We start from the raw sequence: 25,784 nt of genomic DNA, 5'->3' as shown, positions 1-25,784 counted from the left end.
CTTCGTACGCGCCGGGCGACTTCTGGCCATCACGGCGCTCGCCGCCTCCACTGCCCTGACCGGCCCCTTGGCCGCGCTGGCCCAACAACCGCCGCCGCCTCCTGTCGATGGCGCACCGCCGGAAATCCCAGCACCCGCCGACCAATCTCCTTCCGAGACCGCCCCTCCGGCTCCCGATGCGCCAGCCCCCGAAGCGCCGGCACCGCAACCGGAGCCCGAGCCTGTGCGTCCGCCGCCGGCCGAGCCCGCACCAGCCCCAGCGGAGGAACCAGCGCCCTCGCCCGCCGACGAACCCCCTGCTCCCTCGGCACCGAACGCGCCTCAGCCGGGTGGCCCCTCGTCGCCCGCCGCACCGGCTGCGCCGGACACGGGTGCTCCGGTCAACGCCCCGGAGGGCGATCGGAATAAGCTGCCGACCGACGAGGGAACGCTGAACGACGCGGCGCCGGCGCCCAATCCGAGGTCCTCACCGCCCGCGGCGCCAGAACCTACGCCTCCCGCACCTGCAGCAGAGCCGGCTCAGCGCGCTGCACCACCCGCCGCTCCTGATGCTCCGCCTCCGCAGGCTCCTGCGACACCGGAGCCGAACGCCGCGCCTGCCGCGCCGCCGCCCGCCCCTCCCGCGAACGCCCCGGTTCCGCCTGCGCCTCCGCAGCCCGGCAGCGAGCCGGCCCGGCCTGCCGAGGATCCAGCGGCGCGCGCAACGCCAGAAGCCGCACCCACCGCACCGACGAGCCCGACTGCGCCGCTGGTTGCGCCGAACGCCGCGCCCGTCGCACCTGGCACGCCGCCGGCACCGCCTGTTCCGGCCCCCGGTGAAACCACACCGCCTGTCGCTCCAGGTGCGCCTGCCGGACAGCCGCCCGGCGCCGCGCCTCCTCCTGAAGGCGCCGCGCCGCCGAGTTCGCCGCAGGCCTCCGCTCCGCCTCCTCCAGCCGAGCCGCCGCGCCCCGTCCCAGCGGATGTGCAGACCGCACCGGTCCCGCAAGGCGGCGTCGGACAGAGCGACGCGCGCGTTCAGCAGCTGACGCAGCCGGTCGAGGTTCCTCCGGTTCGCCAAGTCGAGGGTCAAGCGATTCAGGCTCCGCCGCCGCCCACACTGCCGCCCAATGTGGAAGTGGTCCAGCGTGTGGGGAATCGCGATATTCTCTCGCTCGTCGGTGCCGGCGTCGCGGGAGCCGCGGCCGGCGGACTTGCGGCCTACTTCATCCGCTCGGACGACAACCAGCGACTGACGGAAGGCTCGCAGGACGTTCGCTTCGAGCAGTTGCCGCGTGGACTGACGCGCCAGACGATCCGCCGCCCGAATGGTGTCGAGGTGGTCACGGTCGAGAACGAGTATGGCGACGTGATCCAGCGATCGAAGATCATGCCGGACGGGCGCGAGGTTGTTCTGTTCTACGACCCGTATGCCGAGGATACGAACCGGCCGGATTATTACGAGGACGCCGGAGCCGATCTCCCGCCGCTGGAGCTCACCATCCCGCGTGATCGCTACATCGTCGATGTCTCTCGACCGGACGAAGACCTCTACTACCAGACCATCGTCGCGCCGCCGGTCGAAACGGTGGAGCGGATCTATTCCGTGGACGAGGTGCGCCGCTCGACGCGCATCCGCGACAAGGTTCGGCGGATCGATCTGAACACGATCAACTTCGCCTTCGGCTCCGCCGATATCGACCAGACGCAGGTTCGCAATCTCCAGGCCCTGGCGGATGCGGTGAAGCGGGTGATCGACGAGAATCCGGGCGAGGTCTTCCTTCTGGAAGGGCACACGGACGCGGTCGGCAGCAACGTTGCTAATCTCGCTTTGTCCGACCGGCGGGCCGAATCCGTCGCGGGCGCGCTGACCTCCTATTTCGACATCCCGGCGGAAAATCTCGTCACGCAAGGCTATGGCGAGGAGAACTTGAAGGTCGCGACGCAAGAGCCCAATCGCGAGAATCGGCGCGTCACCCTGCGCCGCATCACATCTCTGGTGAAGCCGGTGGCCTCCGCCAGCCGATAACGCAATGCCTTTGGCTTGGAACGAAGAAGGGCCGGACGCGCAAGCGCCCGGCCCTTTCTCATGATGGCTCCGAATGAGTCAGGTCGGAGGGGATGCCGGTTCGTCGGCTTCGTCGGCCGCCAGAAAGCCGACGAAGGAATGCAGCGAGTCGAAATAGCTGGCGATGATCTTGATGCAGACCATCAGCGGCACAGCCAGGAACATGCCGGTGACGCCCCAAATCCAGCCCCAGAAGGCGACCGATAGAAACACCGCCGCCGCGTTCATGCGCAGCCGGCGTCCGACGAGGATCGGCGTGATGAACTGCCCCTCGATGGAGGTGATCGCGAGATAGAGCAAGGGCGGAAAAATCGCGTCGGGGAAGGTACCGAACTCCGTCAGCCCCACCATGCCCACGAGGCCGATGCCGATGATGGCGCCGAGATAGGGGATGAAGTTCAGGACGAACGCCAGGGCACCGAAGACCGCCGGCATAGGCAGGCCGACCAAAGCCATGGCCGAGCCGATGGCAAGGCCGAGGCAGAGATTGATAGCCGTGATCGCGAAGAGGTAGCGCGAGAGTTCCGTCTCGATCTCGAAGGCGATCGACAGCGCGCGCTTCTTGTCGGAAAGGCTCGAAAAGGTCTCGATCGTCTTTCGATAGAAGAGACTGCCGGAGGAGAGAAGAAAGAATAGGAAGATCAGCGCGAAGCCGATGCTGGCGCCGATGCGCGGAACGATGGCCGCCATGTTGCCCAAGAGGGAAGGTCCGCTGATCACCACGTCCTCGGGCGGCGTCGCGCCACCGCCATTGGCCGTTGCCTCCTTTGCCTGCTGGCCGGCTTCGCGCACCGTCATGAAGCGCTCGCGCAGCACGGAGACTTCGCGGTTCACCGCCTCGACATAGCGCGGAGTGTTCTCGGCGATCTGCGCGATCGGGCCACTGAAGGCATAGAAAGAGCCCAGGATCAGCAGCGACGTGCCGAACACGAGAAGGCCGGCGGTGAAAGGCTCCCAAAGACCCAATCGACGCTTGGCGACGCGAACGATCGGGCTCAGCACCAGCATGAAGAGCAGCGCGAAGACGACCGGCAGCACGAAGTCGCGCGACAGGTAGAGCGCACCGAACAGGAGGATCAGGAAAATCCCGATGACGGCCCAACGAGGGCCGACCTGTATGGTCTGCTTGTTGACCAAGCCGATATCGGGCGAGACGACCGTGGTCGGTTCGCGTTTCGAGGCCAACTCGCCATCTGCCATGTCTCACGTCCCTTATGTGCAAGGGAAATGCGACATTTAAGTCCCCTGTTCCACATTGACGCAGCCGCCTGACGATTTCGCCGGCGGCCGCTTCGGCAAAGGCGATCGGCGTAAGCCGGGCGCCTTCAGGTTCGTGCTTAATGAAGGATCTGGCTGAGGAACAGCTTGGTGCGCTCGTGCTGCGGGTTCGAGAAGAAGGCGTTGGGTTCGTTCTGCTCGACGATCTGCCCGGCATCCATGAAGATGACGCGGTTCGCCACCTGCCGCGCGAAGCCCATTTCGTGGGTCACGCAGATCATGGTCATGCCTTCTTCGGCAAGGCTGACCATCGTGTCGAGAACTTCCTTCACCATTTCCGGATCGAGAGCCGACGTCGGTTCGTCGAACAGCATGACCTTGGGCCGCATGCATAAGGCGCGGGCGATGGCTACGCGCTGCTGCTGACCGCCGGAGAGCTGACCGGGATATTTATGCGCCTGCTCGGGAATGCGCACCCGGGTCAGGTAATGCATGGCGATCTCTTCGGCCTTCTTCTTCGGCATCTTGCGCACCCAGATCGGCGCGAGCGTGCAGTTTTCCAGAATTGTGAGATGCGGGAAGAGGTTGAAGTGCTGAAACACCATGCCGACCTCCTGGCGCACGAGGTCGATCTTCTTCAGATCGTTGGTCAGCTCGACGCCGTCCACGACGATCGTGCCCTTCTGGTGCTCCTCGAGCCGGTTGATACAGCGGATCATGGTCGACTTGCCGGAGCCCGACGGGCCGCACACCACGATGCGCTCGCCGCGCTGAACGCGCAGGTTCACGTCACGCAGCACGTGGAACTCGCCATACCACTTGTTGACGTTGGCGAGCTCAATCGCGACCGGGCCGAGCTGGCCCGTGGGAAGAGCGGAGGTTTGGGCGTTCGATACGGTCATGTTGGGGTCCGAAACTTTGTATCCGAGGAGGACCGGTCTGGGCCGATCCGGCGATGGGCGAGGCCGACCGGGCGCGTCAGTGCTTGTGCCCTCTCGAGAGACGACGCTCCATGAAGATGGAGTAGCGCGACATGCCAAAGCAGAAGAGCCAGAACATGAAGGCGGCGAAGACGAGGCCCGTGGCCGGCGTCGTCGGCGTGATCCAGGTCGGATCGCTGAAACCGCGACGCACCGCGCCCAGAAGGTCGGCCAGACCCACGATGGAAACGAGGCTGGTGTCCTTGAACAGGCCGATGAACGTGTTGACGATACCGGGGATCACCAGCGTCAGCGCCTGCGGCAGAATGATCATGCGCATCTTCTGCCAATAGGTCAGCGCCATAGCGTCGGCGCCCTCGTACTGGCCCTTCGGGATGGCCTGAAGGCCACCTCGAATCACCTCCGCCATGTAGGCGGCGGCGAAGAGCGACACGCCGACAAGGACGCGAAGAAGCTGATTAAGGCTCACGCCGCTCGGCAACAGGAGTGGCAGCATGAACGTGGCCATGAAGAGCACGGTGATCAGCGGCACGCCGCGCCAGAACTCGATGAAAATGATCGAGAAGAGACGCACGGCCGGCATCCGCGACTGGCGCCCGAGCGCCAGCAGAATGCCAAGCGGAAAGGACAGCGCAATACCAGTCAGCGCCACGACCAGCGTGACGAGAAGGCCGCCCCAAAGATTGGTCGGCACGAAGCTGAAACCGAAATCGCTGGTCAGCATCGCGACGAGGAACAAGGCTGCAAGCGGCGGGTAGATCAAGCCGAGCGCGGGCGCCTTCTCGTCCAGCGTGGCGAACGCGGTGGCGAGCGCCAGTCCGATCGCCGCGATGGCGGCCAGAAGAGCGATGAAGCCTAGCGTGTCGAAGCGGAAGGTCAGAAAAGTGAAGCGGTCCGAACTGACATAAGGGGCGACCAGGGCCGCAACGAAGGCGATGAACACAAGCCCCCAGCCCAGCTTCATCATCGGATGCGACGTGGCCTGGGCGCTGATGCCGATGCAGAGGAAAAGCGTGGCCGCAGCTGCGAGCGCGAAGACCAGAGCGATCGACGAGCCAGACATGGCGAAGCGCCCGCCCGTTAGAAGCACCGCCGTCGTCAGCGGGAAGACGAAGAACAGAAGGATCGCGTTCAGGCTCTTGTAGGGCGCGCGCGGAATGGCGAGCGGGATCACCAGCACGATGAGAAGCGCGAAGACCAGGAGCACGCGCCAGCGCTCTTCCACGGGATAGAGCCCGAAGATGAATTGCTGGAACCGCGCGCCGATGAAGGCCCAGCAGGCGCCAACGCCCTCGCCGAGGCACGCCGTGCGATCCGCTCCCGTGAAGACGGCGTTGACGACGCCCCATTGGAAGATGCCCCAGGCCACATAGGCCACGAGCAGGAGGCAGATCGTGGTCAGCACCGCGTCCAGCGGAGTCGCGAAGAAGCTGCGGCGCAGGCGGCCCGAAAGGCCGCCGACGGCCTCCGGCGGCGGAAGCGGCTGAAGATGGCTGCTGGATACGAAGCGAGCGACTTGTTCTTCCATGATGCGACCCTCAGCGCTCGACCAGTTTCATGCGTCGATTGAACAGGTTCATCAGGATCGAGATGGCGATGCTGATGCCGAGATAGACGCTCATCCAGATGACGACGACCTCGATCGACTGGCCGGACTGGTTGAGAACCGTCGAGCCCACGGCGACGAGATCGGGATACCCGATGGCAAGACCCAGCGACGAGTTCTTGATCAGATTGAGATATTGAGAGGTCAGCGGAGGAATGATGACGCGGAAGGCCTGCGGTACGATCACCAGACGGAGCGAAAGCCCGCGCCGCAGCCCGAGCGCGGCGGCCGCCTCGGTCTGGCCTTTGGAGACGGAAAGGATGCCCGCGCGCACGATCTCAGCAATGAAGGCGCCGGTGTAGACCGAGAGCGCCAGAAAGATCGACAGGAATTCCGGCTTGATCTGAAAGCCACCGCTCAAGTTGAACGTGCCGCGCTGCGGAATGTCCAAGGCGGCGGGAAAGCCGGACGCCGCGAAGGTGAGGATCGGAAGCCCGACGATCAGAGCAACCGCTGGCCAGAGCAGGCTCGGCCGACGTCCGGTCGCCTTCTGGCGCCGGCTGAACACGCTGGACAGAACGAACGTCGCGACGAGGCCGACGCCGAGGGCTGCGAAGGTCAGCCAAGCTTCCGCGCCGAACTGCACGCTTGGCGTCTGCAGGCCGCGATTCGACAGGAAGGCGTCGAAGGGAAGCTCGATCGCCTGACGCGGCTGCGGCAGCAGCGAGAGGACGCCGAAATACCAGAACAGGATGACGAGCAGCGGCGGGATATTGCGGAACGTCTCGACATAGACCGTTGCAATCCCGCGCACCAAGGCATTGTGCGACAGACGACCAATGCCCACCACGAAGCCGAGAATAGTGGCGAAGACGATGCCCGTGCCGGCGACGATCAGCGTGTTCGTCAGGCCGACGAGAATGGCTCGGCCGTAGGTGGCGTTGTTCGTATAGGCGATCGGCACCTGGGAAATGTCGAAGCCGGAGCGCGTCTGCAGGAAGCCGAAGCCCGAGGCGATGTTGGCGCTGCGAAGATTTTCGGCCGTGTTGCTGACGATCCACAAGACGAAAAGGGCGAGGCCCAAAACCAGCGCGACCTGGATGACGATGCTGCGCACGAGGGGATTGGTGAAGACCGAGTCGCGATCGCGACCCGCTGGCATCGTTCCGGTTTCGGCTGTCATGAGCATCCTTCGACGGGAAAGGAGAACCTGCCGCCGGACAAGCCGGCGGCAGGGCGTGAGACTTTAGCGGCGGCTTAGCGGACCGGAGGCGCGTACTGCAGGCCGCCCTTGGTCCAGAGCGCGTTCTGGCCGCGCGCGATGCCGAGCGGCGAGCCGGTGCCGACATTGCGCTCGAAAAGTTCGCCGTAGTTGCCGACCGCCTTCACGATCTTTACGACAAAGTCGTTGGTCAGGCCGGCATCGGCACCAAACGTGCCCTCGACGCCGAGAAGACGACGGATCTCCGGGTTGGTCGAGGCCTTCATCTCGTCCACATTGGCCTGGGTGATGCCGAGTTCTTCGGCGTTCAGCAGCGCGAAATGCGTCCACTTCACCACGTTGAACCACTGGCTGTCGCCCTGGCGCACGGCGGGGCCGAGCGGCTCCTTCGAGATGATCTCGGGCAGAACCAGATGGTCGTCCGGCGTGCCGAGTTCGAGGCGCGAGGCGTAGAGGCCGGACTGGTCGGTGGTCAGCACGTCGCAGCGACCGCTGTCATAGGCCGAGTTCACGTCGGACTGCGCCTCGATGACGACCGGGTTGTACTGCATGTTGTTTGCGGCGAAATAGTCCGCCAGATTCAACTCCGTGGTGGTGCCGCTCTGCACGCAGACCGTGGCGCCCGAAAGCTGGAGCGCGGAGTTCACGCCCAGCGACTTGCGGACCATGAAGCCCTGGCCGTCGTAGAAATTGACGCCGGCAAAGGCGAGCCCGAGAGACGTGTCGCGGCTCATCGTCCAGGTCGTGTTGCGGGCGAGAACGTCGACCTCGTTGTTCTGAAGGGCCGGGAAACGCTGCACGGCTGAAAGCGGCGAATAGACGACCTTCGTCGCATCACCGAAAATGGCCGAGGCGATCGCCTTGCAATAATCGACGTCGAGGCCAGCCCACTCGCCCTTGTCGTTCTGGTATCCGAATCCGGGAAGCCCGGTGTTGACGCCGCAACGGACGGTTCCGCGTGCCTTGGTGTCGTCCAAGGTTCCGGCGGAAGCGCCAGTCGTCGCCACTCCCATGACTGAGAGGCAGAGCGCGGCGGCCAGAAGCTTCAGTTTCATCCCAATACCTTCGAATTGCGGGTTGAACGTTCGTTCGCCGCATGCCTGCGCAGCATGGGCAATTCAGTCGAGTTGCGAGCGAAAGGTTCATGCCATAAAACTGCGCAGGTCAAGCATGTGGCAAAATTTTTCCCAAGGATTTGTTCGGCTTGACCAAATCCGCTCTTCAAAATGTTTTCAGAAAGCCCCGCGCGTGAGCAGTGAAACGGACGACAAACATCAGTTCCGAACCTCGACCCGTCTTCTTCACGCCGGCTACGACCCACACGTCTTCCATGGCTTTGTGAACCCGCCTGTCGTGCGGGCCTCAACCGTGCTGTTCCCGGATGCGGCGACGATGCGCCGGCGCGATCACACCTATCTTTATGGGCTGCGCGGCACACCGACCACGGAGGCGCTGGAAGCCGCGCTCGACGATCTCGAAGGGTCGGCCGGCACGATTCTCGTGCCGTCGGGGCTCGCGGCGATCAGCGTGCCGCTTCTCGCCTTCCTTGGGCAAGGCGACCACTGTTTGGTGATCGACAGCGTCTATGGTCCGACGCGGCATTTCTGCGACACGATGCTTCGGCGCATGGGCGTCGAGATCGAATATTTCGACCCCGCGATCGGCGCCGGTCTGCGCGATCTCATGCGCAAGAACACGCGCGTCGTCTTTCTGGAAGCGCCGGGATCGAACACGTTCGAGATGATCGACATTCGGGAGATGGCCGATATCGCGCGTGAAGGCGGCGCGGTTTCGATGATGGACAACACCTGGGCGACGCCGCTGTTTCTGCGCCCGCTGGATTTCGGCGTCGATCTGTCGATTCATGCGCTCACCAAATATCCCGGCGGCCATTCCGACCTGATGCTCGGCAGCGTTTCGGCCAATGCCGCGACCTACAAGCGCCTACGCGATGCGCAGATGCAGATTGGCGTGAATGCCGCGCCGGACGACGCCTATCTCACGCTTCGCGGTCTCAGAACGATGGAGGTGCGCCTACGCGCGCACGAGCGCGCGGCGCTCGATCTCGCCCAGTGGCTGGAAGCGCGGGCCGACGTGGCCCGGGTGCTTCACCCCGCCCTGCCCTCCTTCCCCGGACACGATCTTTGGCGACGGCAGTTCAAGGGCGCCAGCGGTCTCTTCTCGATCGTTCTGAACGGCGGCGGCCAACGCGAGGCGGAGGCATTCCTCGACGCTCTGCGCATTTTCGGCCTCGGTTATTCCTGGGGCGGTTTCGAGAGTCTGGCACTGCACGTCGATCTTTCCGACCGGCTCTTCGCAAAGGGGCCAAGCGAGGGGCCGGTGATCCGGCTGCAGATCGGCTTGGAGGATGTCGAAGACCTGAGAGAAGATCTGGCGCGCGGCTTTGCCGCGGTCCGAGCTCTCGTCTAACGTCGTCAGGGCGCGATCCAACGCTGGATCGCGCCCGTCGGTCGATAGACGATCTCGGCGCGCCGCTGCCCCTCGGGGGTAAGACGGAGCCAGTCGATCCGCTCGACCGTCAGCTGCGCCACCACGAAGCTCCGCCGGGCAAAATCTTCGGGAAGCGACGCGCCCAAGGCGTCAGGACTGTCCAATGTCAGGCCCGCCGCCGTCTGCGTGCCATAGGTTTTGCGCGCGCTCTCGCTCAAGGCTTCGAACCGTTCACGCGCGAGGTCCGTGCCCTCGGCGAACAACACGATCCGTCCCTCGGCGCGCACTTGAAGGCGCTCGGCCGGGTCCCAGACCAGTAGCGTGGCGTGCGGGTCGGCCTGCAGTTGCTCGACCTTCGGGGAGCGGACATCCGTGTGGAACTCGAGCTGCCTCTCCTTCGCCTCGACGCCCCGCAGAACGACCATCCGCGCGTATCCACCGCCCTCCAGACCGGCGCTCGCCAGCACGAGCGTGCGAAACGGATCGTCCTTTTCGGTCAAGGCACGCGTCCAACGGCGCCAAACGGAGGGTCCGAGATCGTGAAGCGCTTCGCCATCCGCTGCCATCTCACTCATACTCCGTTCGTCGCCGCGCAGGTGTGCTCAAATCCGCAGACAACGCAAATCGGAGCCTGCCTTGATCTTGCAACATACATGCTCTATCTCGCGCGCCTTCGATGAAAGGAGGTGAACGATGACCCAACACTCGCTGATGACCCGCAACGATATCGTCAAGCGCGAGGGCGAAGACGCCCGGTCGCGCCGTCGCAGCCGCAAGGACAACCCCTACCGTCCGGGAAGCGCAGATTGGCGCGCCTGGAGCGAAGGTTTCGGAGAGACGTTCTAACGTCTCACCCCCGCACCGTCACCTGAAGCGCCGACGCCTCTGCGCGGTTGTTTCAGGTGCGAGCGGAACCGCCCCAGTCACTTTGGAAGCCACCGGCAAACGCCCTTGGCTTCCGCCAAACAAAAATTTGCCCCGTGCGAGACCCCACGTGGCGAAACAATCAATCGGGAAATGAGGTGGCGACCCCGGCAGGATTCGAACCTGCGACCATCGGCTTAGAAGGCCGGTGCTCTATCCACTGAGCTACGGGGCCGGTTGGGCGCCGCAGGTCCTGCGGCGCTGGCGTGGCTCAATGCGTCCAGGGCGCGATGCGGTCGTAGCGGAAATTGTCGGAATAGGAGACCTTCGGGCGAACCGACACGTGCTCTTCTTCGACACGGTAGGGAATGGCGTAACGATCGGCATAGGCGATGGCCTGTTCCTTCGTTTCGAAGGACAGCCGCACCTGCGACAGCATGTCGGACGACGACGTGTAGCCCATCAGAGGCTCAACGACTTTCGGCGCGGCAGGCTCGTACTGGAGCAGCCACTCCTTGGTCTTCGCCTTGCCGGACTGCATCGCCGTACGGGCGGGACGATAGATCCGGGCAACCATACAGAGATCTCCAATCAATCAAGCCAACCAGTCCCTCGAGACATGGTCGGAGCGGCAGGATTCGAACCTGCGACCCTCTGGTCCCAAACCAGATGCGCTACCAGACTGCGCTACGCTCCGAACGGCCCCGAACGACTGGAACAAGGTGGCATATGCCCTGCCGCACCCCTCGGGTCAAGCGAAGCCTTCGCGGCGAGCGCGCTTTCCCGGCGAAGCCCTCAACAATCAGTTTCGGCGAGGGATGATCGAATGCTCCAATCGGTCCCCCGGCGCCGCGCCGTAGCGCGCGGCCGCCCCACCGTTGATCTCGAGAACGTAGCGCACCGGGCCACCAGAGGAGATCAGATCGAGCGACAAAGGCTGCGCGTTCGCTCCGATTCGAACGATACGGCCCGTCTCGTCGAGAAACAGCATGTCGAGCGGAATCAGCGTGTTCTTCATCCACATATCGACCGGCCGCGCCTCGCCGAAGTCGAACAACATTCCGCTATCCTCGGCAAGGGTCTCGCGGTTCATCAAGCCGGTTTCGCGCGTGCTCGGGGTGTCCGCGATCTCGATCTCGATGGGAAACTGCCCCTTGCCCGTTACCAGCGTTGCCGTGGAGCCCGAGGAATGCGTCGTCCAGGCCAGGACGCCGGCAACGGCGACAGCCGCGAAACCTAGCACCGCGCCGGTTTGTCTGAGGGAGGATCGAGCCATCAGTCACCATCATTCATGGAAGCGTCGTCGACCGGGTAAATCTCGGCGGCCATCAGCCCCTTCGACCCCATGCCGAAGCGGACCATGACCAGCTGCCCCGGCCGAAGCTCGGTCATACCACAGCGGCGCAGCGTCTCCATATGGACGAAGATGTCCTCGGTTCCCTCGCCGCGCGAGATGAAGCCGTAACCTTTGGTCCGATTGAACCATTTGACGACGGCCTGCTCGCGGTCGCCCGTCGCCTCGACCTGCACATGTGTCCGCATCGGGCCGGTTTGCGAAAAGGGTTGCACCGCCGTGGAGGAATCCATCGAGAGGACGCGGGAGGCTTGCAGCCCCCGTTCGCCCCTTTGCACCTCGCAGACGACCCGCGCGCCTTCCAGAACGGTGGAATAGCCGTCGCGCCGCAGGCAGGTGACGTGGAGAAGAATGTCGTCCGACCCGTCGTCCGGCACGATGAAGCCGAAACCCTTGGCGACGTCGAACCACTTGATGCGGCCCTCGATCACGGGATGGCCGTCAGAGGCGGCGTCGAACGGCAAATCGCGTTCGGCTGTGCGAGATGAACCTTGCTCGGTCATACCCACCGCCGCTTCGCTCGCCCATACCCAACGCGCATTCCAAACCCCCGTCCAAACGATATGCGCCCGGCGGCCCTCACATCGATTCGCGGCTAACCGTCGTCCGAACTCACATTAAATATCAGAATAGATGGCGCGGTGATTTTGGGAATCCTCAAGCCGGCATTTTATGGATTTTGGACACGCCCTGGTCCAAATGCATCCGGTCACCCCTATCAAAACGAGGGGCGGCAATGTTTAGAGAATTGGGAACCTTTTCGCATAGCACTGGCCAAACCGCTCGTAAGCGCTACGTCCCGCGAGCGTTTCTTCGGGGGAATTTCATGCGCTATCTGCACACCATGGTTCGCATCAGCGATATCGATCGCTCGCTCGAGTTCTATTGCAAGCACATGGGCATGACGGAGGTCCGCCGTAGCGAGAGCCAAACAGGCCGCTTCACTTTGATCTTTCTAGCCGCCTCTGAGGATGTCGAGGCCGGTCGCGCCAACGCGGCGCCGCTTCTCGAGCTTACCTACAATTGGGACCCGGAAACCTACGGCGGCGGGCGGAACTTCGGGCATCTCGCCTACGAGGTGGACGACATCTACCAGACCTGCCAACGCCTGATGGACGCTGGCATTACCATCAACCGGCCGCCGCGCGATGGACGCATGGCGTTCGTGAAGTCGCCGGACAATATCTCCTTCGAGCTTTTGCAGAAGGGTGAGAGCAAGGCGCCTGCCGAACCTTGGGCGAGCATGGAGAACACCGGCTCCTGGTAGGGCTTTGGGCCAGTAGCCCTACTTGCGCCGTAGTGTTAAACATTTTGTAATGTGAGAGGGTGCGCCCGAAAGGGCGTTCGCGTGGGAACTTGAGAAGCCTGCACGGTTTTTCGGCATCGATCCCGCCAGGGAACGATGCCGAACTTTAACGCGTCGACCGTGCGGCGCTCCAGAGGGTGGACTAGCGATTGACGACCACGAGTAATTGGCGGCGCGCACGCTGCGTATGGGTTGTCGCGGGCCTGGCAAGCGCATCGACGCTTCTGACCGGCTGCGTTTCGGCGGTGGACGAAAGCTCCGCCTTCGGGTTCTCCAATCCGCCCAAACCCAACGAGGCGAAGGGCGGCCCGTCGATCGCCGAGGTGATCGCGTCAGACGGCAAGGTCGCCGAGCAGGCTGGGCCCCCCGCCGCAAAGGATGGCAGCGAGGCTGCGGAACCATCCAAGGGCGAAGCGCTCAAGGCCGTCGCCTCCAGCGACGCCGCCCGCCGGATCGCGGAGGCCAGCAAACCAGCGTCCAAGGACATGCAGGTTGCGGCTGCCAGCCGCGAGATCGAGCCGGGCAAGACTCGCAGTCTTCTGACGCCGATGTCGGGACCGGCGGTCACCGCCTTCGCGCAGCCACAACGCGACGGGCGCGAGGCCGAGCACTCGCTCTACGCCTCGCTTTATACGCAGGCCGAAGCCAAGGTGCCGCTGCGCAACGCGGAAGCCGGCAAGAGCCGACGCGTGATCGTGCACCAATCCGACAACGAGAAGCCCAAATCCGCCGACAACGGCCTGCCGGGCGTCGATCCCAAATCGCTTTTCGAGATCGGGCAGCGCGCCTCCGTCGATTCCGAACTGATCGACGATCTCGGCGACAGCTACCAGATGGCTTCGCTCAGCGGCATCGCCCGCCTCGCGCCGAGCGGTCTGATGATCCAGCGGCAGGATGTCGTCACCAACTGCTTCGACTCCAACCTCATGTCGCTCATCTCGCAGGTGGAAGCGCGCTTCCATCAGAAGGTGGTCATCACCTCCGGCTATCGCTCTCCTTCGCACAATCGCAGCGTGAACGGCGCGAAAGCATCCCTCCATATGCAGTGCAAGGCGGCCGACCTTCACGTGCCGGGCGTCAATGGGCAGGAAGTCGCGCGCTTCGTGCGCGCTCTGCCGATGCGCGGCGGCGTCGGAACCTACTGCCACACGGCTGCAATCCACATCGATGTTGGCCCGCGTCGGGACTGGAACTGGCCCTGCCGCAGCTCGCGCCGCGCCACCTGACATAAATCTCCCCCAAGCCCGAAATGGGCTTGCGACTCGCGAAAAGTCCTTTTATAGACCCGCTTGTCCGCGCCCATCGTCTATCGGTTAGGACGCCACCCTTTCACGGTGGAGAGAGGAGTTCGATTCTCCTTGGGCGTACCACTTTCCCTTCTATTCTTCTGAGTCAGCCTGTCCATCGCATCGTCTATGGAGCGATGCGTTTCGCGCTTGAAGCGATCTCTTCGCGTTCTGCGACAAAGGCTTGTCAGACCGGTCGAATCATCTTATAGACGCACTTGTCCGCGCCCATCGTCTATCGGTTAGGACGCCACCCTTTCACGGTGGAGAGAGGAGTTCGATTCTCCTTGGGCGTACCACCATCTTTTTTTCTCCTTCTACTTCAGTAGCTTGGATCGATGCTTGTCCAACCCGACGACTTGGTTGGACACACCGAGAAGCTTTCGCATCCCAGCGTCGGCCATTTTTGCACGATTTGCGCGCTTCACGTAAGTCCTGGCTTCGTCTGTTGTGCGATGGCCGAGGAAGCTCATTATTTCGAACTCGGTCGCACCAGCCTCGGCGAGCCGCGTTGCGCCGGCCTTGCGCAGGCCATGCGCACTGCAATGCGGAAGTCCGGCCTTGCTGCACCATTCTCGGAAGCGATTGCCGAAGCCGGCGGCTGTGTAAGGGCGACCGGCACCCCAGGATAGGAACAGCATCCGGTCACGCGGCAGATCTTCGAGGAGCGTCGAAAGATCGGGCATGAGCGAGAGGTTAAGATCCACCTCCCCGCCCGTCTTGTGACGGCGGTAGGCGATGCGCCCGGCGCGGATGTTCTGCCAGCCCAAGGCGATGACGTCCTGACGCGCCGCGCCGGTCGAAAGCATCAGTTCAAGGGCCAGAGCTGGCTTCGATGCTGCACCGTGGAACTCGATGAACTGGCCGATTTCGAGCGTCGTCCATGTGTGAAAGCCGTCTGGGTTCTCGGCGTACCGTTCCACAGAGGCGGTCGGGTCGGCCTCGATCAGCCGGATCTTCACGGCGAAGCGGCAGAGCAGTTTGACGGTGCGCAAGAGGTGGTTCGCCGCGCTGGGAGTAGAAGCCTTTTTTGCGAGCATCTTCTCGACATGGTCGGAACGTAGATCGCGGACCATGGCGGTCCCATATTCCTGCCGGAAGCGCTGGAAATCGTTCCATTGATTTGTGCGGGTGATCTTCGCGAGCTTGGACCACGCCGGCCGACGCGCGTATTCCTCGATCAGCCAGCCGAATGTGCCCCTGCCCTCGTCGAGCGTCGGAGACGTGATGTCGAAGCTGGACTCGACCGCCGCTTTGTAGGCGGCTTCGAACGCCTTCGATCCGTATTCGTGATTGATGTAACACGCTGGCCGCCCCTTCATGCGGAAGCGCCACCGCATCTTTCCGTGTCGATCGGGTGCAGGCGTGATGCCAGGGTAAGGGTTGGGCCGCTTTCTCACCTCAGTATCCTGTCGAAGGAATTGGAGCCTGCCATCCTCGTTGCATCAGATGGTTCAGCATGGACCAGAACGATCCGGCCGTCCGCGTCGATCTCGGATCGGACCACCGGAAGTCCTGCCGCTTTCGCCGCGGCGATCAGGTTCGCGTAGCGCGAGATCGAGATCGTCGAACGCTTCTCGCCCATCTCATTTCTCCACCAGTTGCAATTTCAGCCGCCCGTGCTCGTCTGGCTGGCATGCGACGACCTCGAAGCGCCTGCCGGTTCCCCTGTCGGGAAGGTCGATGCGGTCGCCCTGGCGCAGTTCCAAGCCGTCGAGGTCGGTTGCACGGATCGAAAGGGTGTTCGTTGCGCCATTCTGAAGGAGCCGCAGATCATTGCCGCCGCGTGCGCTGTTGCGGTTGCCGAGTTGAATGTCCCCGGGCCCTGGCCGGATCTCAAAAATGCCGGACAGGTGGACCGGCCGGCGCTCGGGATCAGGGACGGCCCGACCGTTCGGGCCGCGGTACTGGGGATGAATGACGACGGGTTCGCCGTTCACGAGATCAAGCGTTTCCTCGGCCATGCCGAGAAGGTCGTCGAAGATATTCATGGTTTCCTCCGGCATTCGCGGCTCGCGCGCTTCAGCCGCGCGAAGCGCGAAGGTCGAAAAAAAGGGGCGCGGTGACGACTCCGCGCCCCCCCTCTTTGCCACCACCTCACAAGGTGGACTTTCCGGCCAGCGAGGACTGGCCTACCCCCGATGCGCGATGCCACTCCGCATCGGGTATTCGTGAATTACTGGCCAGGATTGCGGTACCAGCCGCGGTGATCGATCCAGCCGGCTCCGAAGTCGAGGCGGGCTTTTATCTCGATCCCATCGACGTCCCAGCCTGCCTTCGTTTCCATGTGGACGCCTTCCTCACCGGCTAGGTGGGCAAACTCCAGGCCGTCGACCTCGTTCGGATCAGCGGCAAGGAACCACGCGCTTGGGTCGCTCAAACGATGCTCGACGATCAATTCGAGTCTCGCGGCGAAAGGATTGACGTCGCTGACTTTCGTGGCCGCAATCTGCGTGAGGACCTTTTCCGCGATCGTCTCGAGCTCGCTGGGTACGACGAGATACTTGGGCCGAACGCCGATCGACTCGCCCGCGAGGCCGGTCTGCTTCCGCATCGCGAGCCGGGCCGCAGAGAGGCTTTCGACCGAGAGACTGGCGGCGGCGCCCAAATTGCCGTGCTCGGCCGAGAACACCGAGAGACCGTCCGACATGATTGGGTTCGCCTCGATGATCGCCGCAAGACTGGCAATCTCGAAATCTCGCGCCTTCCGGCCGATCGCGGGGGCGATCCGCGCGAACGCACCGAGGTCGTCGTTGATGAGCAGCTGCCGAGTCAGACCGATGATGCGGCCGTAGGTGGAAAGGCCGTAGCCCTCCTGGCTCTCGCGCAGCGTGCCGCGCTTGTATTCGCCGTGCTCGTTAACCTTGAGGATGCTGGGCGCTGCCGAAAGGTTCACCGCGTAGTGGGTGCGGAAGTCCGAAAGCGTCGACTGGCGCGCCGTCTTGCGCAGTTCACTGTCCTGTACCTCGTAGCCAGCGCGGAGAGCGCGCTCGCCAGCGATCCCGAGGATTAGCGGAAAGTCTGAAGTGGCGTGAAGGGCGCGCGTCACAAGCTGCGCATCGGACAGTCCCGTGACGTTCTCCCCCGCATGCCGGAGGCAGTCGCGTGCATGCTCGGAAAAGCGCATGTGGGCGAACTGGCGTCCCTGCTCGGACAGGCGATGCGCTGGGTTGGCCCGGGCGTAGATCGCCTCGCCCCGCACCTCGATCTCAGAACGCCGATCGGCCGCGCCAGCACGAGCCGGAGCGTGCGGGAAAGTTGGCGTCCGCTCCTGGCGCTCGACAATATGGTCGAGAAGCGCGGCGCGAATCTGAAGCTCGTTCATTCCGCGCGTTTCAGCAACGAATGCTTCGGAGTCGATGTCTTCGCGGCCGGCGACGAACGCACGGACGGCGTCCTCCTTCGGGAAGATGCGGGTCATCTCGGCCTGTCGCGTCGAGAGCGGCAAGCCAAGGGAATTATCACGCTCGGGAGCGCGGTTGTTCTGGGAAGGCATTCGCCCCTCCTTCAAAGATGAGCGGCTCATCACGGCCACGTCGTGAAATTTCTGGACTTGACCGGGGGCTTCTCCGCGCGAGTGGGCGGCCGGGTCGGCGGGGATCGGGACGGCCGACAATTCCATCGGCTCCCAATCGATTGCAGTGAGACGGGCGATCGAAGTGTCGCTCGCCTCGGTTCGCTCGTAGGAGTGGGTTCGATATCCCACGCTGACCGGGAACGGCATGCCGTCGATGACGTCCTGGAATAGCTCTTCGGCGCGCGGCTTTCGCGAGAACTGGACCGTGGCAATGCCGAGGCCGTTCTCGACCCGGACAGAGCCCGGGAGAACGACGCCGAGGCGATCGTCCATGGAGTAGGGATTGTGGCTGTCGAGAAGCGACATGCCGGCGGCGAAGCGATCCATGCGGATCGCGCCAGGGTCCATCGAAAGCTCTTCTATGTAGTTCTCGCGCTCCCACCAGTCATAACGCTGGACGGGGGCGCCGGCGGCCCACACGATTTCGACGGTTCGCGCTTCTTCATCCACCGTGTCGGCGCGAATCTGCACGTCGCTGCGCAGAACGTCAGGGATGCGAACTTTGTTGCCGGTCATTGAAGACCTCCACGGGCCCTGGCGATTGCGGCCTCGGTCGCGGCGGCGGCAGTCGCTTCCAGATCCGCGGCGGCCAGCAAAAGCTGCGTTGCCAAATCGCGCATTTCGGCCGGCTCTAGCGCCAGCAGAGCGGTGTTTTCACCGAGGCCAATGGCGAAGTGTCCGGAGCGTGTTACGGCCAGTCCGGTGACGCCGCGTTCTTCCGTGCGGTCACCCATTGTTTTTCTCCTTGGCGACGCGCTTTGCCTCCAGGATGCGCCCGAGGGCGCCCCGGACGAGATCCGCCCACGAGAACGTGCTCGCCTGGTCGTGCTCGAGCACACATGCCAGCGCCGCCTCTGGGTCGCTGAAGAAAGCGAACGAGAAGCCGGTAACGGACGTCGGATCGGGCCATGAGACGGACCACGGAGAGTAATCGTCGTTCGCGACGATGCGCTCAAAATGGTCGGCGGCCTGCGCGACCAAGGCGAACGAAAAACGACGCGGAAGCTGGGAAGCAACCGCGTCGCAAATGGTGATGGAGAGAGCGTCTTTGAGCGTGAATCGCCGCTCGACTCGATGTCGGACGCGACTTTCCATGGGCAAGCCGCCCGCGAATGCACGAACGACCGCCTCGTCGCGTTCCAATGCGCGCGCGAGTACGGACGTCCGAAAATCTTCGGACATCTCAAAACCTCAAATTGTAAGGGAAGCGGCTTAGCCCGATCTAGGGTTTTCTCGCCGACGGCCGAATTTGACTCAAATAGCCTCCGAAGCAAAGCTCAATTCGTCTTCTAAAGGTGAATTTCCGAAGCAAGTCACTGCATTGTCTCTCGAATTTTTTATTTTTCCACAGGCTAGCGAACACACGAAAAAAGGGGGCGGCCCGAAGGCCGCCCCATCTTCAGTTTCGAGCGTTTCCCCGATGCGACCTCGTAGTACATTCGCAGATCTGCACGGGAGAAAGGGGGCGAAATGACGATAACAGCACCATGGGCCCAGGCCATATCCACCTTGATCGTTGGCATGTCGGTGGCGTACATAGCCTGGAGACAATGGCAAACCGCTAGGGAAAAGCTCGCCTTGGATCTCTTTGATAAGAGATTTGCCATCTATCAGACTATCACACAGTACTACTACCCATCGCAGTTCGTAGTGGATACCCGGCCCGACAAAGAAGAGCTTTTGAATGCCGTTCGAGCATCAACGTTCTTGTTTGATAAGAGAATCTCCCAAACATTAGTTGATGTTTACCTGAACGAGGAGGAGGCGACTATCAACAATCAACTCCTGAATTACGCATTTACGCAGATGAAGAACTACATGCATTTCGACAAGCCACTGAAACGGAAGGCTTTTAAAGAAGAAAAGCCTACACTTGAGCGGTAGCGCGATTCGCATTACGCACCTACCTGTTCATACCGATCTGCCTGGACCGCTGCACCTTCCGGTTCAGCTTCTGCATGACCCGGTTAGCGACGGCTTCGGGATCACCCGCGCCGTTGACGTGGATGCTGATCGTGTCGCCCCCGCCGCCGAGCTTATGGTTCGGCGTGACGTAGCCGTTGCCGCCCAAATTCAGCACCTCGGGGCCGCGCTCGCCGACCAAGACAGGGCCGCGTCGAACGGAACCGCCGCCGGCCCGTCGTGGCATGGGCGGCCCCTGCATCGGTGCCGCCATGCCGCCGATCGCAGCGCCGGCCGTTGCCGCTTGCTGTGCGCCGCCCCCGGCCAATCCGGAAATGGCCGAGCGCGCCGCCGATACAGCGCTGCCGACGCGCTCCAGGACCGAGACGATCGATCCGATCGCCGATTGGATCGCGCCGACCAAGGGGCCGAAGTCGGGCACGAAGCGCCCCATCTCGTCGAAGAGACCGGTGATGGCGCTCCAGGTCGCGGCCAGCGCAGCGCGGCCATTCGCCAGGGCGGCGACGGCAGCATTGATCCCGGCGCCCACGCTGGCACCGGCGCTCGATGCAAAAGCGGCAAGCGAGTCCGTCGATCCAGCGACCGCGTTGGAGATCGCGCGGAAGCCGTCGCCCAGGAGGGCGACGGGCCGGCTCGCCGCGTCAGCCAGCGCCGATAAACCGCGCGACGCCGATGCCAGGGCGTCCGGCGAGATCGCCTCGAGAAGGCCGCTGGCGAAGGCGACCATGCCCGTCTGCACGGCATTTAGCGTCCGGATCACCGCCTCGGCGCCGGCGGTCAGCGTTCCGAAGCTGGTTGAAACGATGGAGATCCCGGCGGCGAGCGCTGGTCCGATCGCGGCACTGGCGTTTGCACCGAACTGCTTCAGCGCCTCGCCGAGCCGGAGCGCCGCCTCGATCTTTGGCGCGGCGAAGGTTTCAGCGAGATCGCGGAGGCTCGAGATTGCTGGCGTGAGGCGCGGGCCGAGAGCAGCCAGAGCGGTCTGACCCAACGAAGCGAGCGCGCCGGCAGCGGCCCGCAGCTGCGGAAGCGCGCGTGCGGCGGCGTTGACGCCGCGCCCGAGCGCCCGGCCGAGATCGTCGCCGACTCGGTTGAATGCGAGCCGGCCGGCGCGGAACGAGCTGAGCCATTCGCGTGCCGCCTCGCCCTGGGCCTGCATGCCCCGAATGATGGTTAGGTCGATCGAGCGACGTAGCGCATTCGAGAAGGTGCGAAGCCCATTCGTAACAGGCTTCAGGTTCATCCCGACGAGCCCGGCAATGGCCGCGCCGGCCAGCGAAACCGGGTTGATGAGCAGGCCGATCGCGGCGCCGGCTGATCCAGCCATAAAGCCGAGCGGCGCGAGCGCCGCAACGGCGGCAGCGGCCAGCGTGCCGAACCGGAGAAGCGCCGGATTCTGGTCCGACAGGGTCGTCAGCGCCTCCGCAGCGGCCCGAAAGCCCTTGGAAAGATCAGAGAGCCCGCCCGCCTTGGACAGCGCTGCGATAAGGCCCTGGAGCGCGCCCTCGGCGTTGTTCACATCGCCCGGCAAGCCCTGCATCATCATTTTGGACTTGCGGTCCGTCGACCCGGGGGCCTGCGTCCGCATCAGACCAAGCTCCTCATCGTAGCTGGCCGCGTTGAAGCCCAAAAATTTTGAAGCGTGGTTCCTGCCGAAAATCGCTTCGAAGTCGGCGAAGCCGGCGCCTCGTCGCTGGAGCTCCTTGACGAGGCCCGGAACATCGGCTCGCCGCGCGCCACCTTGGAGCCCGGCCATGACCGCCTGAACCATTTCGGCGCGGTCTTCTGCGGTAACCGCGCCCAGCTGGTCCCCGAGGTCACGAACAATTCGATTCGCTTTGTCGGAGTCCTTCGCCTTGGCAGCGACGATCGCCGCGACAGCCGCTTCGACGCCTTCGGTGTTGGCGCCGCGGGCTTCGAGCACGCCGAGAATTTGCTCGGCAGTTGCGTCACCTTTGCGATCGCCCTGAAACTGACGTGGGTCCAATTTCAGGCGAGCATAGGCGCCCAGCGCTTTCTTCGTCGGCGCGAGGATAGACGCAGGACCGGCGCGCAGGCCCGTGCCGGCCGACGATCCGGAGATGCCACGCTTCGCCATTTCGATCTGCATCGCCATGGTTTCGTCGGCGCTCATCCCCGTCGCTGCGGCGACCGGGTTGAAGTATTTTCCCGACGTTTCGAAGTCGATTAAGTTCACGCCAGCAGTGCGGTCCAAGGCCTGGACGAAGCGATCCGCTGCCGCCGCCGTTTGATCGTACTGGAGCCCCAGCGCCGTCAGGTTCGTCACGATCGCGCGCGTCGTATCAACCGAATTCTCGCCGGTTGCTTGCGCCAAGTTCAACGAATCCGGCAATGCCGCCTTGCTGTTCTGGAGATCCAGACCAGAACGAAGAAGTTCGGTGTTCGCATTGATGACATCACGAACAGAGCCGCCGTAGTCGTAGTTCAAACGGATGGCGTTGTCATAGACGTCGGCTCGATCCTTCATCGAAAGATTGCCGGCGGCGGCGGCGGCGTTGAGCGCCTTCTCCGTGGATACGATCGCCAAGGCTCCGGCCGCCAGACCAGCGCCGGCCGCCGTTCCAGCGGCGGCGACACGGCCCATATCGCGCTGCGCGTTTCGTCCGGCAGCTGCCAGAATATTGCCTGAGCCTTGAAGGGCACCGATGCCCGCGTTCAATCCGGCGAGCGCGGCGCGCGCGGCGCGCGCCGGGGCGCTGACCGCGTCGATAAGCCGGAGAGTGAGAGTAGTCTGGGCACCTCGGGCCATGGTCAGGCCTCCTTCCCGTTCTTGAGTTTCGCTGCTTCATCGGCAAGCTTCGCGCTCAGGGCTGAGCGAATGCCGTCGCAGACGCCCGTGAGGCGGGTCTGCAAGCCCCGATCATCCGGGGCAGCTTGGCGGGGCAGCGCGTCCAGCGCGGCAGCGAACATCGCGACCAAGGAGGCGATGCTGTCCTGCGCCTCGTCGAGATCGATGATTGCACGATCGTCGCGGGCCATTGCGCGTTCCAAGTCGAGCCGGCGCGCTTCCCTCAATCGGTCGCCGGATGTCTCGGACGATCGGCGCGCTTCAAGCGAGAGCGCGTGGCCGACATAGCGGGCGACGTTGCCGACAACCGGATATTTCCCGGCGCCGTCGCGGACGAGGATGTCCTCCTTGGCGAGCCGAGCGACGTGTCTCGGCGACAGGCCCAGAAGCGTCGCCAGCCCCTGCCGGGAAAGGGTTTCAGGAAATTCTGGGGTCTTCATCTCGATCTACCTTGAGGAAGATTTGGGGGACGTGGACATGCGAAAACGAAAATCGAAAAAGTTGCGAGAAACTGCGCTGCGCGCCACCCGCGGCTTCTGCGCGTCCCCTGGAAAGGACCCATAGGGGGGGGCGGGGTGCCGGGTGTGGCGCTGCCGCCACACCCCGCGCCTGCCCGGCCGGTCGAGCCCGGCCAGTCACGACACCGCTCCTGCCGCCGTGGCGGGCCGTGGAGCGTATTTCTTCCTCTTCACAAGGGGAGGAAGGTTGAAACGCCCCATCGCTTTCTGAGGGCCATTTTCGAGGCCGGATGGCCGAGGCGTCACCTCGCGGAGTTCGGCACAGTTCTGCCAAGCGAGTGTGAAGGCGCGGCCGATCGCGAACTCAGCGTCTGGCTCGGTCAGCCCGGCGGCAAGAAGTTGCCTTCGCCACCGCCGAACGGCCCTTGTCCAGACGCCGGCGCGCCGCGAGCGCGGTGCGGTTTCGATCGCGTTCATTGCGTCGGCCAGCGCGCCGATCGAGATCGTATCAACCGACATGCGAGATCTCGCCTCCAATTGGCGCTGGGGCTTTTGCGGGCCCAGGTTTCGTGTCGAAGAGATCGAGTTGCTCTGGACGTCTGGCGACGACGCGAAGTGCCGGGCGGCGCTTCTGTCGCTTCGATGCTTCCCGCTGACGAGCCGCGCGAAGAACGTCCGCCGCTGCTGCCGCCGAGCCCATGAGGTCGAAGAGCTCGCGGTCGAGATCTACGGCCAGCACCTTGCCGAATAAGGGCCGGACGAGATCGAGGACGCGCTCTCGCCACTCCAGAGCAATGGCCGCCTCGTCGTCATGGGAGGCCAGTGCCTCGGCGAACGTCTGAACGATGCCGGCCGATCGACCGAGCTTGAAAATGACAAGGTCACCCATTCGTCGATGCTCCCATCCCAATGGCGGCTTGCGCGAACGCGATGGAAACGAGGTTCCCCGCATCCGCGGCGTCGACTGGCCGCTCGCGACGCCACACTTCGGTCTTGACGTCGTCGAAGATTTCCTCAGCGATCCGGCAGGCCATGAACCGCGGCAGCGTCTTCTGGAGCTCGGCGCGCATGGCGAGTTCCCGCCGCCGGCATGATTGCCAGCGCGCTTCGCGATCGAGCGTAAGGAGGTAGCTGCCGAGGCGGTCGATGAAGTCAGCCCGCTTCGCAGGATCATTGATCCTCGAGGAAAGCGGCTCGACCGCTGCCTTCCGAGCCGCGACCGCCTCCCGTGCTGCATCGATCTCGGCGTTTTCGCGTTCGACCCGCTCGTTGTGGTCGTCGACGACTTGGCGGGCGAGGTCTTCCATCTGCGAGACCTCGGCCTCATCGGGATCGTGGCCCCGATCGAGGAACGCCGCGAGTTCGTCGGGAACGGACAGCCCTTGTTCCGCGAGATCCGCAATATCGGCCTCGAGGGCGGCAATCCGTTCGGCAAGGCTCGGCTCGTCGAGCTCGGCCGACTCGTCAGCCGGGAAGGGCTCGGCGTTGCCAGCGCTCTTCCTCGCGTCGGGAAGAACCTCCGATGCGGTCGACTCGTTTGAAGGATGATGGTCAGCGTTAGCCCCAGCGCCCCCAGGCGCGTCAGGGGCGGCATCCACGATCGGAGATGTAGTTAGAGAATAGCCGGGGACGGCCTGGAGGGCCGCCCCGGCTTCTAAAGTCGAAGGTGTAATCCGCGCGCACGCGTGGGCTGTCGCAGTAGCTGCGACACTCATGGTGTCGCAGTAGGACACCTCAGATCCGTCATTCCTACTGCGACACTCATGGTGTCGCAGTAGGAGGGGTGTCGCAGTAGGCTCGAGGAGCCGAATGCGGTGCGGTGCGCGGCCACCCTTAGACCATTCGACTGCGATCAGCTGTTCGGCTTCCGATGCCTTTAAGTGCCGCGTCACCGTGCGTCGATTGAGCCCCGTCATCTCGGCAATCTTGGTCACTGACACCTCGGCGAGTTCGCCGCGATGGATCTCCTTCACCGAGAAAAGGACACGCCAGCGCTCGCCGGACAGGTCCAGCGGGAGCAGCTTGCGCGCCCACTCGTACTTGTTCGTCAGGACGGCGGTCATGCGGCGCCTCCGAAGCCGGCGCGGGCCATAACCGGCGCTAGGCTATCGAGCGCGCGTCCGGCGCGGAGTTCTGAAATGTCGAGATCGCGAGCGACCTTTCGGACCCTGGCGTCGGCCTCGGCGTCGGTGAACACTCGGCCGGCGTCGGCCAGCACGGTGACGGCCAGGGCGATGACGAAGCTCCTAAACGCGAGATCCGTCACCTCCTCCGAGGCAGCGACGAAGGAGACAATACTGGTGCGAGGATCGCCGTTGATGGCGAGCCGGCCGATAACAGCGGCGCGGAGATCATCGCCTTTGAGGCGCTTGTCGCGGGCCAGAGCCCAGGCTTGTTGCCAGTGGAAGGCGACCGGGTTCATCGCGCCGCCTCCAAAACGAAGGGCAGCACGACCCAGCACACCCACACCGATGCGATTGCGAGCGCCGGAGGAAAGATGCTATTCTGAGGATCGAAGGCGCTAGGCAGCTTCTTCACGGACTGGCGGTCGATGGGAGGGCTAACCCCATCGGCCGCTTTCGTTTTCGGCGGTGGATCGCCTTCGATGTTGGACATCGTCGAAGATTGCCGAATGAATTCAAGCGTGGGATAAGACCGGGTCAGGCGAGCTAACCCGTTGATTTGCCTGGAGAGGCTTACTCTCCTTGGGCGTACCACTTTCCTTCCTTTTTATATCTTCGAACTTTTCACGGATCGCCGTAATAGGCTTCGTTTGGACTGT

General features: G+C 63.7%; 27 protein-coding genes and 4 tRNA genes. 8 read left to right on the top strand and 23 right to left on the bottom strand.

Features of this window, described 5'->3' with window-relative positions:
* Positions 1-1,129: 1,129 nt before the first annotated feature.
* On the top strand, positions 1,130-2,008 hold the full coding sequence (locus M673_RS10540; protein WP_244510296.1) for an OmpA family protein: 879 nt from the start codon (positions 1,130-1,132) through the stop codon (positions 2,006-2,008).
* A 78-nt stretch (positions 2,009-2,086) separates the two neighbouring features.
* On the opposite strand, the gene M673_RS10535 is transcribed toward M673_RS10540, so the two are convergent.
* The 5 genes from M673_RS10535 to M673_RS10515 form a co-directional block, all read right to left on the bottom strand.
* A complete protein-coding gene (locus M673_RS10535; RefSeq protein WP_061976022.1) occupies positions 2,087-3,247 on the bottom strand; it encodes an AI-2E family transporter in 1,161 nt (386 codons plus the stop codon).
* Between the two features lie 137 nt (positions 3,248-3,384).
* Positions 3,385-4,167 carry an amino acid ABC transporter ATP-binding protein gene (locus M673_RS10530; protein ID WP_061976020.1) on the bottom strand — a complete coding sequence of 261 codons (783 nt, stop codon included), beginning with the start codon at positions 4,165-4,167 and terminating at the stop codon, positions 3,385-3,387.
* Between the two features lie 76 nt (positions 4,168-4,243).
* Positions 4,244-5,734 (bottom strand): amino acid ABC transporter permease, encoded by a 1,491-nt coding sequence (locus M673_RS10525; RefSeq protein WP_061976018.1) that lies wholly within the window; start codon positions 5,732-5,734, stop codon positions 4,244-4,246.
* 10 nt (positions 5,735-5,744) lie between these two features.
* Complete coding sequence (locus M673_RS10520) at positions 5,745-6,935, bottom strand: amino acid ABC transporter permease (protein WP_061976016.1); 1,191 nt, start codon at positions 6,933-6,935, stop codon at positions 5,745-5,747.
* Positions 6,936-7,009: 74 nt separating this feature from the next.
* Positions 7,010-8,029 carry an amino acid ABC transporter substrate-binding protein gene (locus M673_RS10515; RefSeq protein WP_061976014.1) on the bottom strand — a complete coding sequence of 340 codons (1,020 nt, stop codon included), beginning with the start codon at positions 8,027-8,029 and terminating at the stop codon, positions 7,010-7,012.
* 193 nt (positions 8,030-8,222) lie between these two features.
* Between M673_RS10515 and M673_RS10510 the strand changes: the two genes are divergently transcribed.
* Entirely contained in the window at positions 8,223-9,404 is a 1,182-nt protein-coding gene (locus tag M673_RS10510) for a cystathionine beta-lyase (protein WP_061976012.1), read from the top strand.
* A gap of 5 nt (positions 9,405-9,409) precedes the next feature.
* Here M673_RS10510 and M673_RS10505 read toward each other — a convergent pair whose 3' ends face one another.
* Positions 9,410-10,000, bottom strand: a complete 591-nt coding sequence (locus M673_RS10505; RefSeq protein ID WP_082639334.1) for a pyridoxamine 5'-phosphate oxidase family protein — start codon at positions 9,998-10,000, stop codon at positions 9,410-9,412.
* Between the two features lie 118 nt (positions 10,001-10,118).
* Here M673_RS10505 and M673_RS24615 point away from each other — a divergent pair, with 118 nt between their 5' ends.
* On the top strand, positions 10,119-10,271 hold the full coding sequence (locus M673_RS24615) for a hypothetical protein (RefSeq protein ID WP_156421116.1): 153 nt from the start codon (positions 10,119-10,121) through the stop codon (positions 10,269-10,271).
* A gap of 177 nt (positions 10,272-10,448) precedes the next feature.
* Here the strand turns inward: M673_RS24615 and M673_RS10500 are convergent.
* The 5 genes from M673_RS10500 to M673_RS10480 all read right to left on the bottom strand — a co-directional run bounded on the left by M673_RS10500 (position 10,449) and on the right by M673_RS10480 (position 12,146).
* A tRNA-Arg gene (locus M673_RS10500) sits at positions 10,449-10,524 on the bottom strand.
* 36 nt (positions 10,525-10,560) lie between these two features.
* The gene (locus tag M673_RS10495) at positions 10,561-10,866 is read right to left on the bottom strand and encodes an ETC complex I subunit (protein WP_061976008.1); all 306 of its coding nucleotides are present in this window, start codon (positions 10,864-10,866) and stop codon (positions 10,561-10,563) included.
* A gap of 43 nt (positions 10,867-10,909) precedes the next feature.
* Positions 10,910-10,986 (bottom strand) — tRNA-Pro (locus M673_RS10490).
* 105 nt (positions 10,987-11,091) lie between these two features.
* On the bottom strand, positions 11,092-11,565 hold the full coding sequence (locus tag M673_RS10485; protein WP_061976006.1) for a DUF192 domain-containing protein: 474 nt from the start codon (positions 11,563-11,565) through the stop codon (positions 11,092-11,094).
* Positions 11,565-12,146, bottom strand: a complete 582-nt coding sequence (locus tag M673_RS10480) for a cold-shock protein (protein WP_061976005.1) — start codon at positions 12,144-12,146, stop codon at positions 11,565-11,567. The genes M673_RS10485 and M673_RS10480 overlap by 1 nt, the downstream gene beginning before the upstream one ends.
* 323 nt (positions 12,147-12,469) lie before the next feature.
* On the opposite strand from M673_RS10480, the gene M673_RS10475 reads away from it, so the two are divergent.
* From M673_RS10475 to M673_RS10460, 4 genes are all read left to right on the top strand, one after another.
* Positions 12,470-12,910: a VOC family protein gene (locus tag M673_RS10475; protein ID WP_061976003.1), complete on the top strand. Its 441-nt coding sequence runs from the start codon at positions 12,470-12,472 to the stop codon at positions 12,908-12,910.
* A gap of 188 nt (positions 12,911-13,098) precedes the next feature.
* Complete coding sequence (locus tag M673_RS10470) at positions 13,099-14,175, top strand: YcbK family protein (protein WP_148640022.1); 1,077 nt, start codon at positions 13,099-13,101, stop codon at positions 14,173-14,175.
* A 69-nt stretch (positions 14,176-14,244) separates the two neighbouring features.
* Positions 14,245-14,319 (top strand) — tRNA-Glu (locus M673_RS10465).
* A gap of 140 nt (positions 14,320-14,459) precedes the next feature.
* Positions 14,460-14,534: transfer RNA gene (locus tag M673_RS10460), tRNA-Glu, on the top strand.
* Positions 14,535-14,552: 18 nt separating this feature from the next.
* Here the strand turns inward: M673_RS10460 and M673_RS10455 are convergent.
* From M673_RS10455 to M673_RS10430, 6 genes are all read right to left on the bottom strand, one after another.
* On the bottom strand, positions 14,553-15,575 hold the full coding sequence (locus M673_RS10455) for a tyrosine-type recombinase/integrase (protein ID WP_061975999.1): 1,023 nt from the start codon (positions 15,573-15,575) through the stop codon (positions 14,553-14,555).
* Positions 15,576-15,631: 56 nt separating this feature from the next.
* Positions 15,632-15,820, bottom strand: coding sequence for a hypothetical protein (locus M673_RS10450; protein WP_061975997.1), 189 nt, complete (start codon positions 15,818-15,820; stop codon positions 15,632-15,634).
* Between the two features lies 1 nt (position 15,821).
* A complete protein-coding gene (locus M673_RS10445; RefSeq protein WP_148640021.1) occupies positions 15,822-16,226 on the bottom strand; it encodes a head-tail joining protein in 405 nt (134 codons plus the stop codon).
* A 185-nt stretch (positions 16,227-16,411) separates the two neighbouring features.
* On the bottom strand, positions 16,412-18,328 hold the full coding sequence (locus tag M673_RS10440; RefSeq protein ID WP_061975992.1) for a prohead protease/major capsid protein fusion protein: 1,917 nt from the start codon (positions 18,326-18,328) through the stop codon (positions 16,412-16,414).
* A complete protein-coding gene (locus M673_RS10435; RefSeq protein WP_061975990.1) occupies positions 18,325-18,546 on the bottom strand; it encodes a hypothetical protein in 222 nt (73 codons plus the stop codon). The genes M673_RS10440 and M673_RS10435 overlap by 4 nt, the downstream gene beginning before the upstream one ends.
* A complete protein-coding gene (locus M673_RS10430; protein ID WP_061975988.1) occupies positions 18,539-18,994 on the bottom strand; it encodes a hypothetical protein in 456 nt (151 codons plus the stop codon). The genes M673_RS10435 and M673_RS10430 overlap by 8 nt, the downstream gene beginning before the upstream one ends.
* 288 nt (positions 18,995-19,282) lie before the next feature.
* On the opposite strand from M673_RS10430, the gene M673_RS10425 reads away from it, so the two are divergent.
* Positions 19,283-19,696 carry a hypothetical protein gene (locus tag M673_RS10425; RefSeq protein WP_061975986.1) on the top strand — a complete coding sequence of 138 codons (414 nt, stop codon included), beginning with the start codon at positions 19,283-19,285 and terminating at the stop codon, positions 19,694-19,696.
* 19 nt (positions 19,697-19,715) lie between these two features.
* Here M673_RS10425 and M673_RS10420 read toward each other — a convergent pair whose 3' ends face one another.
* The 6 genes from M673_RS10420 to M673_RS10395 form a co-directional block, all read right to left on the bottom strand.
* A complete protein-coding gene (locus M673_RS10420) occupies positions 19,716-22,505 on the bottom strand; it encodes a phage tail tape measure protein (RefSeq protein ID WP_082639333.1) in 2,790 nt (929 codons plus the stop codon).
* 2 nt (positions 22,506-22,507) lie between these two features.
* Entirely contained in the window at positions 22,508-22,984 is a 477-nt protein-coding gene (locus M673_RS10415; protein ID WP_061975982.1) for a hypothetical protein, read from the bottom strand.
* Positions 22,985-23,179: 195 nt separating this feature from the next.
* Positions 23,180-23,521 (bottom strand): hypothetical protein, encoded by a 342-nt coding sequence (locus tag M673_RS10410; RefSeq protein ID WP_061975980.1) that lies wholly within the window; start codon positions 23,519-23,521, stop codon positions 23,180-23,182.
* A complete protein-coding gene (locus M673_RS24175) occupies positions 23,511-23,891 on the bottom strand; it encodes a hypothetical protein (RefSeq protein ID WP_148640020.1) in 381 nt (126 codons plus the stop codon). The genes M673_RS10410 and M673_RS24175 overlap by 11 nt, the downstream gene beginning before the upstream one ends.
* Positions 23,884-25,065, bottom strand: a complete 1,182-nt coding sequence (locus tag M673_RS10400) for a MarR family transcriptional regulator (protein WP_061975976.1) — start codon at positions 25,063-25,065, stop codon at positions 23,884-23,886. The genes M673_RS24175 and M673_RS10400 overlap by 8 nt, the downstream gene beginning before the upstream one ends.
* Positions 25,062-25,424 carry a hypothetical protein gene (locus M673_RS10395; RefSeq protein ID WP_061975974.1) on the bottom strand — a complete coding sequence of 121 codons (363 nt, stop codon included), beginning with the start codon at positions 25,422-25,424 and terminating at the stop codon, positions 25,062-25,064. The genes M673_RS10400 and M673_RS10395 overlap by 4 nt, the downstream gene beginning before the upstream one ends.
* Between the last annotated feature and the right edge of the window lie 360 nt (positions 25,425-25,784).

It is taken from the genome of Aureimonas sp. AU20, from assembly GCF_001442755.1.
Taxonomy (GTDB): Bacteria; Pseudomonadota; Alphaproteobacteria; order Rhizobiales; family Rhizobiaceae; genus Aureimonas.
Note: the sequence above shows the minus strand (reverse complement) of the source record. Positions and strands in the feature narration are given on the sequence as shown.

Coding starts and splice junctions, on each gene's coding strand:
- M673_RS10535 (WP_061976022.1), bottom strand. CDS start 3,247: ATGGCAGATGGCGAGTTGGCCTCGAAACGCGAACCGACCACGGTCGTC.
- M673_RS10530 (WP_061976020.1), bottom strand. CDS start 4,167: ATGACCGTATCGAACGCCCAAACCTCCGCTCTTCCCACGGGCCAGCTC.
- M673_RS10525 (WP_061976018.1), bottom strand. CDS start 5,734: ATGGAAGAACAAGTCGCTCGCTTCGTATCCAGCAGCCATCTTCAGCCG.
- M673_RS10520 (WP_061976016.1), bottom strand. CDS start 6,935: ATGACAGCCGAAACCGGAACGATGCCAGCGGGTCGCGATCGCGACTCG.
- M673_RS10515 (WP_061976014.1), bottom strand. CDS start 8,029: ATGAAACTGAAGCTTCTGGCCGCCGCGCTCTGCCTCTCAGTCATGGGA.
- M673_RS10505 (WP_082639334.1), bottom strand. CDS start 10,000: ATGAGTGAGATGGCAGCGGATGGCGAAGCGCTTCACGATCTCGGACCC.
- M673_RS24615 (WP_156421116.1), top strand. CDS start 10,119: ATGACCCAACACTCGCTGATGACCCGCAACGATATCGTCAAGCGCGAG.
- M673_RS10495 (WP_061976008.1), bottom strand. CDS start 10,866: ATGGTTGCCCGGATCTATCGTCCCGCCCGTACGGCGATGCAGTCCGGC.
- M673_RS10485 (WP_061976006.1), bottom strand. CDS start 11,565: ATGGCTCGATCCTCCCTCAGACAAACCGGCGCGGTGCTAGGTTTCGCG.
- M673_RS10480 (WP_061976005.1), bottom strand. CDS start 12,146: ATGACCGAGCAAGGTTCATCTCGCACAGCCGAACGCGATTTGCCGTTC.
- M673_RS10475 (WP_061976003.1), top strand. CDS start 12,470: ATGCGCTATCTGCACACCATGGTTCGCATCAGCGATATCGATCGCTCG.
- M673_RS10455 (WP_061975999.1), bottom strand. CDS start 15,575: ATGCGGTGGCGCTTCCGCATGAAGGGGCGGCCAGCGTGTTACATCAAT.
- M673_RS10450 (WP_061975997.1), bottom strand. CDS start 15,820: ATGGGCGAGAAGCGTTCGACGATCTCGATCTCGCGCTACGCGAACCTG.
- M673_RS10445 (WP_148640021.1), bottom strand. CDS start 16,226: ATGAATATCTTCGACGACCTTCTCGGCATGGCCGAGGAAACGCTTGAT.
- M673_RS10440 (WP_061975992.1), bottom strand. CDS start 18,328: ATGACCGGCAACAAAGTTCGCATCCCTGACGTTCTGCGCAGCGACGTG.
- M673_RS10435 (WP_061975990.1), bottom strand. CDS start 18,546: ATGGGTGACCGCACGGAAGAACGCGGCGTCACCGGACTGGCCGTAACA.
- M673_RS10430 (WP_061975988.1), bottom strand. CDS start 18,994: ATGTCCGAAGATTTTCGGACGTCCGTACTCGCGCGCGCATTGGAACGC.
- M673_RS10425 (WP_061975986.1), top strand. CDS start 19,283: ATGACGATAACAGCACCATGGGCCCAGGCCATATCCACCTTGATCGTT.
- M673_RS10420 (WP_082639333.1), bottom strand. CDS start 22,505: ATGGCCCGAGGTGCCCAGACTACTCTCACTCTCCGGCTTATCGACGCG.
- M673_RS10415 (WP_061975982.1), bottom strand. CDS start 22,984: ATGAAGACCCCAGAATTTCCTGAAACCCTTTCCCGGCAGGGGCTGGCG.
- M673_RS10410 (WP_061975980.1), bottom strand. CDS start 23,521: ATGTCGGTTGATACGATCTCGATCGGCGCGCTGGCCGACGCAATGAAC.
- M673_RS24175 (WP_148640020.1), bottom strand. CDS start 23,891: ATGGGTGACCTTGTCATTTTCAAGCTCGGTCGATCGGCCGGCATCGTT.
- M673_RS10400 (WP_061975976.1), bottom strand. CDS start 25,065: ATGACCGCCGTCCTGACGAACAAGTACGAGTGGGCGCGCAAGCTGCTC.
- M673_RS10395 (WP_061975974.1), bottom strand. CDS start 25,424: ATGAACCCGGTCGCCTTCCACTGGCAACAAGCCTGGGCTCTGGCCCGC.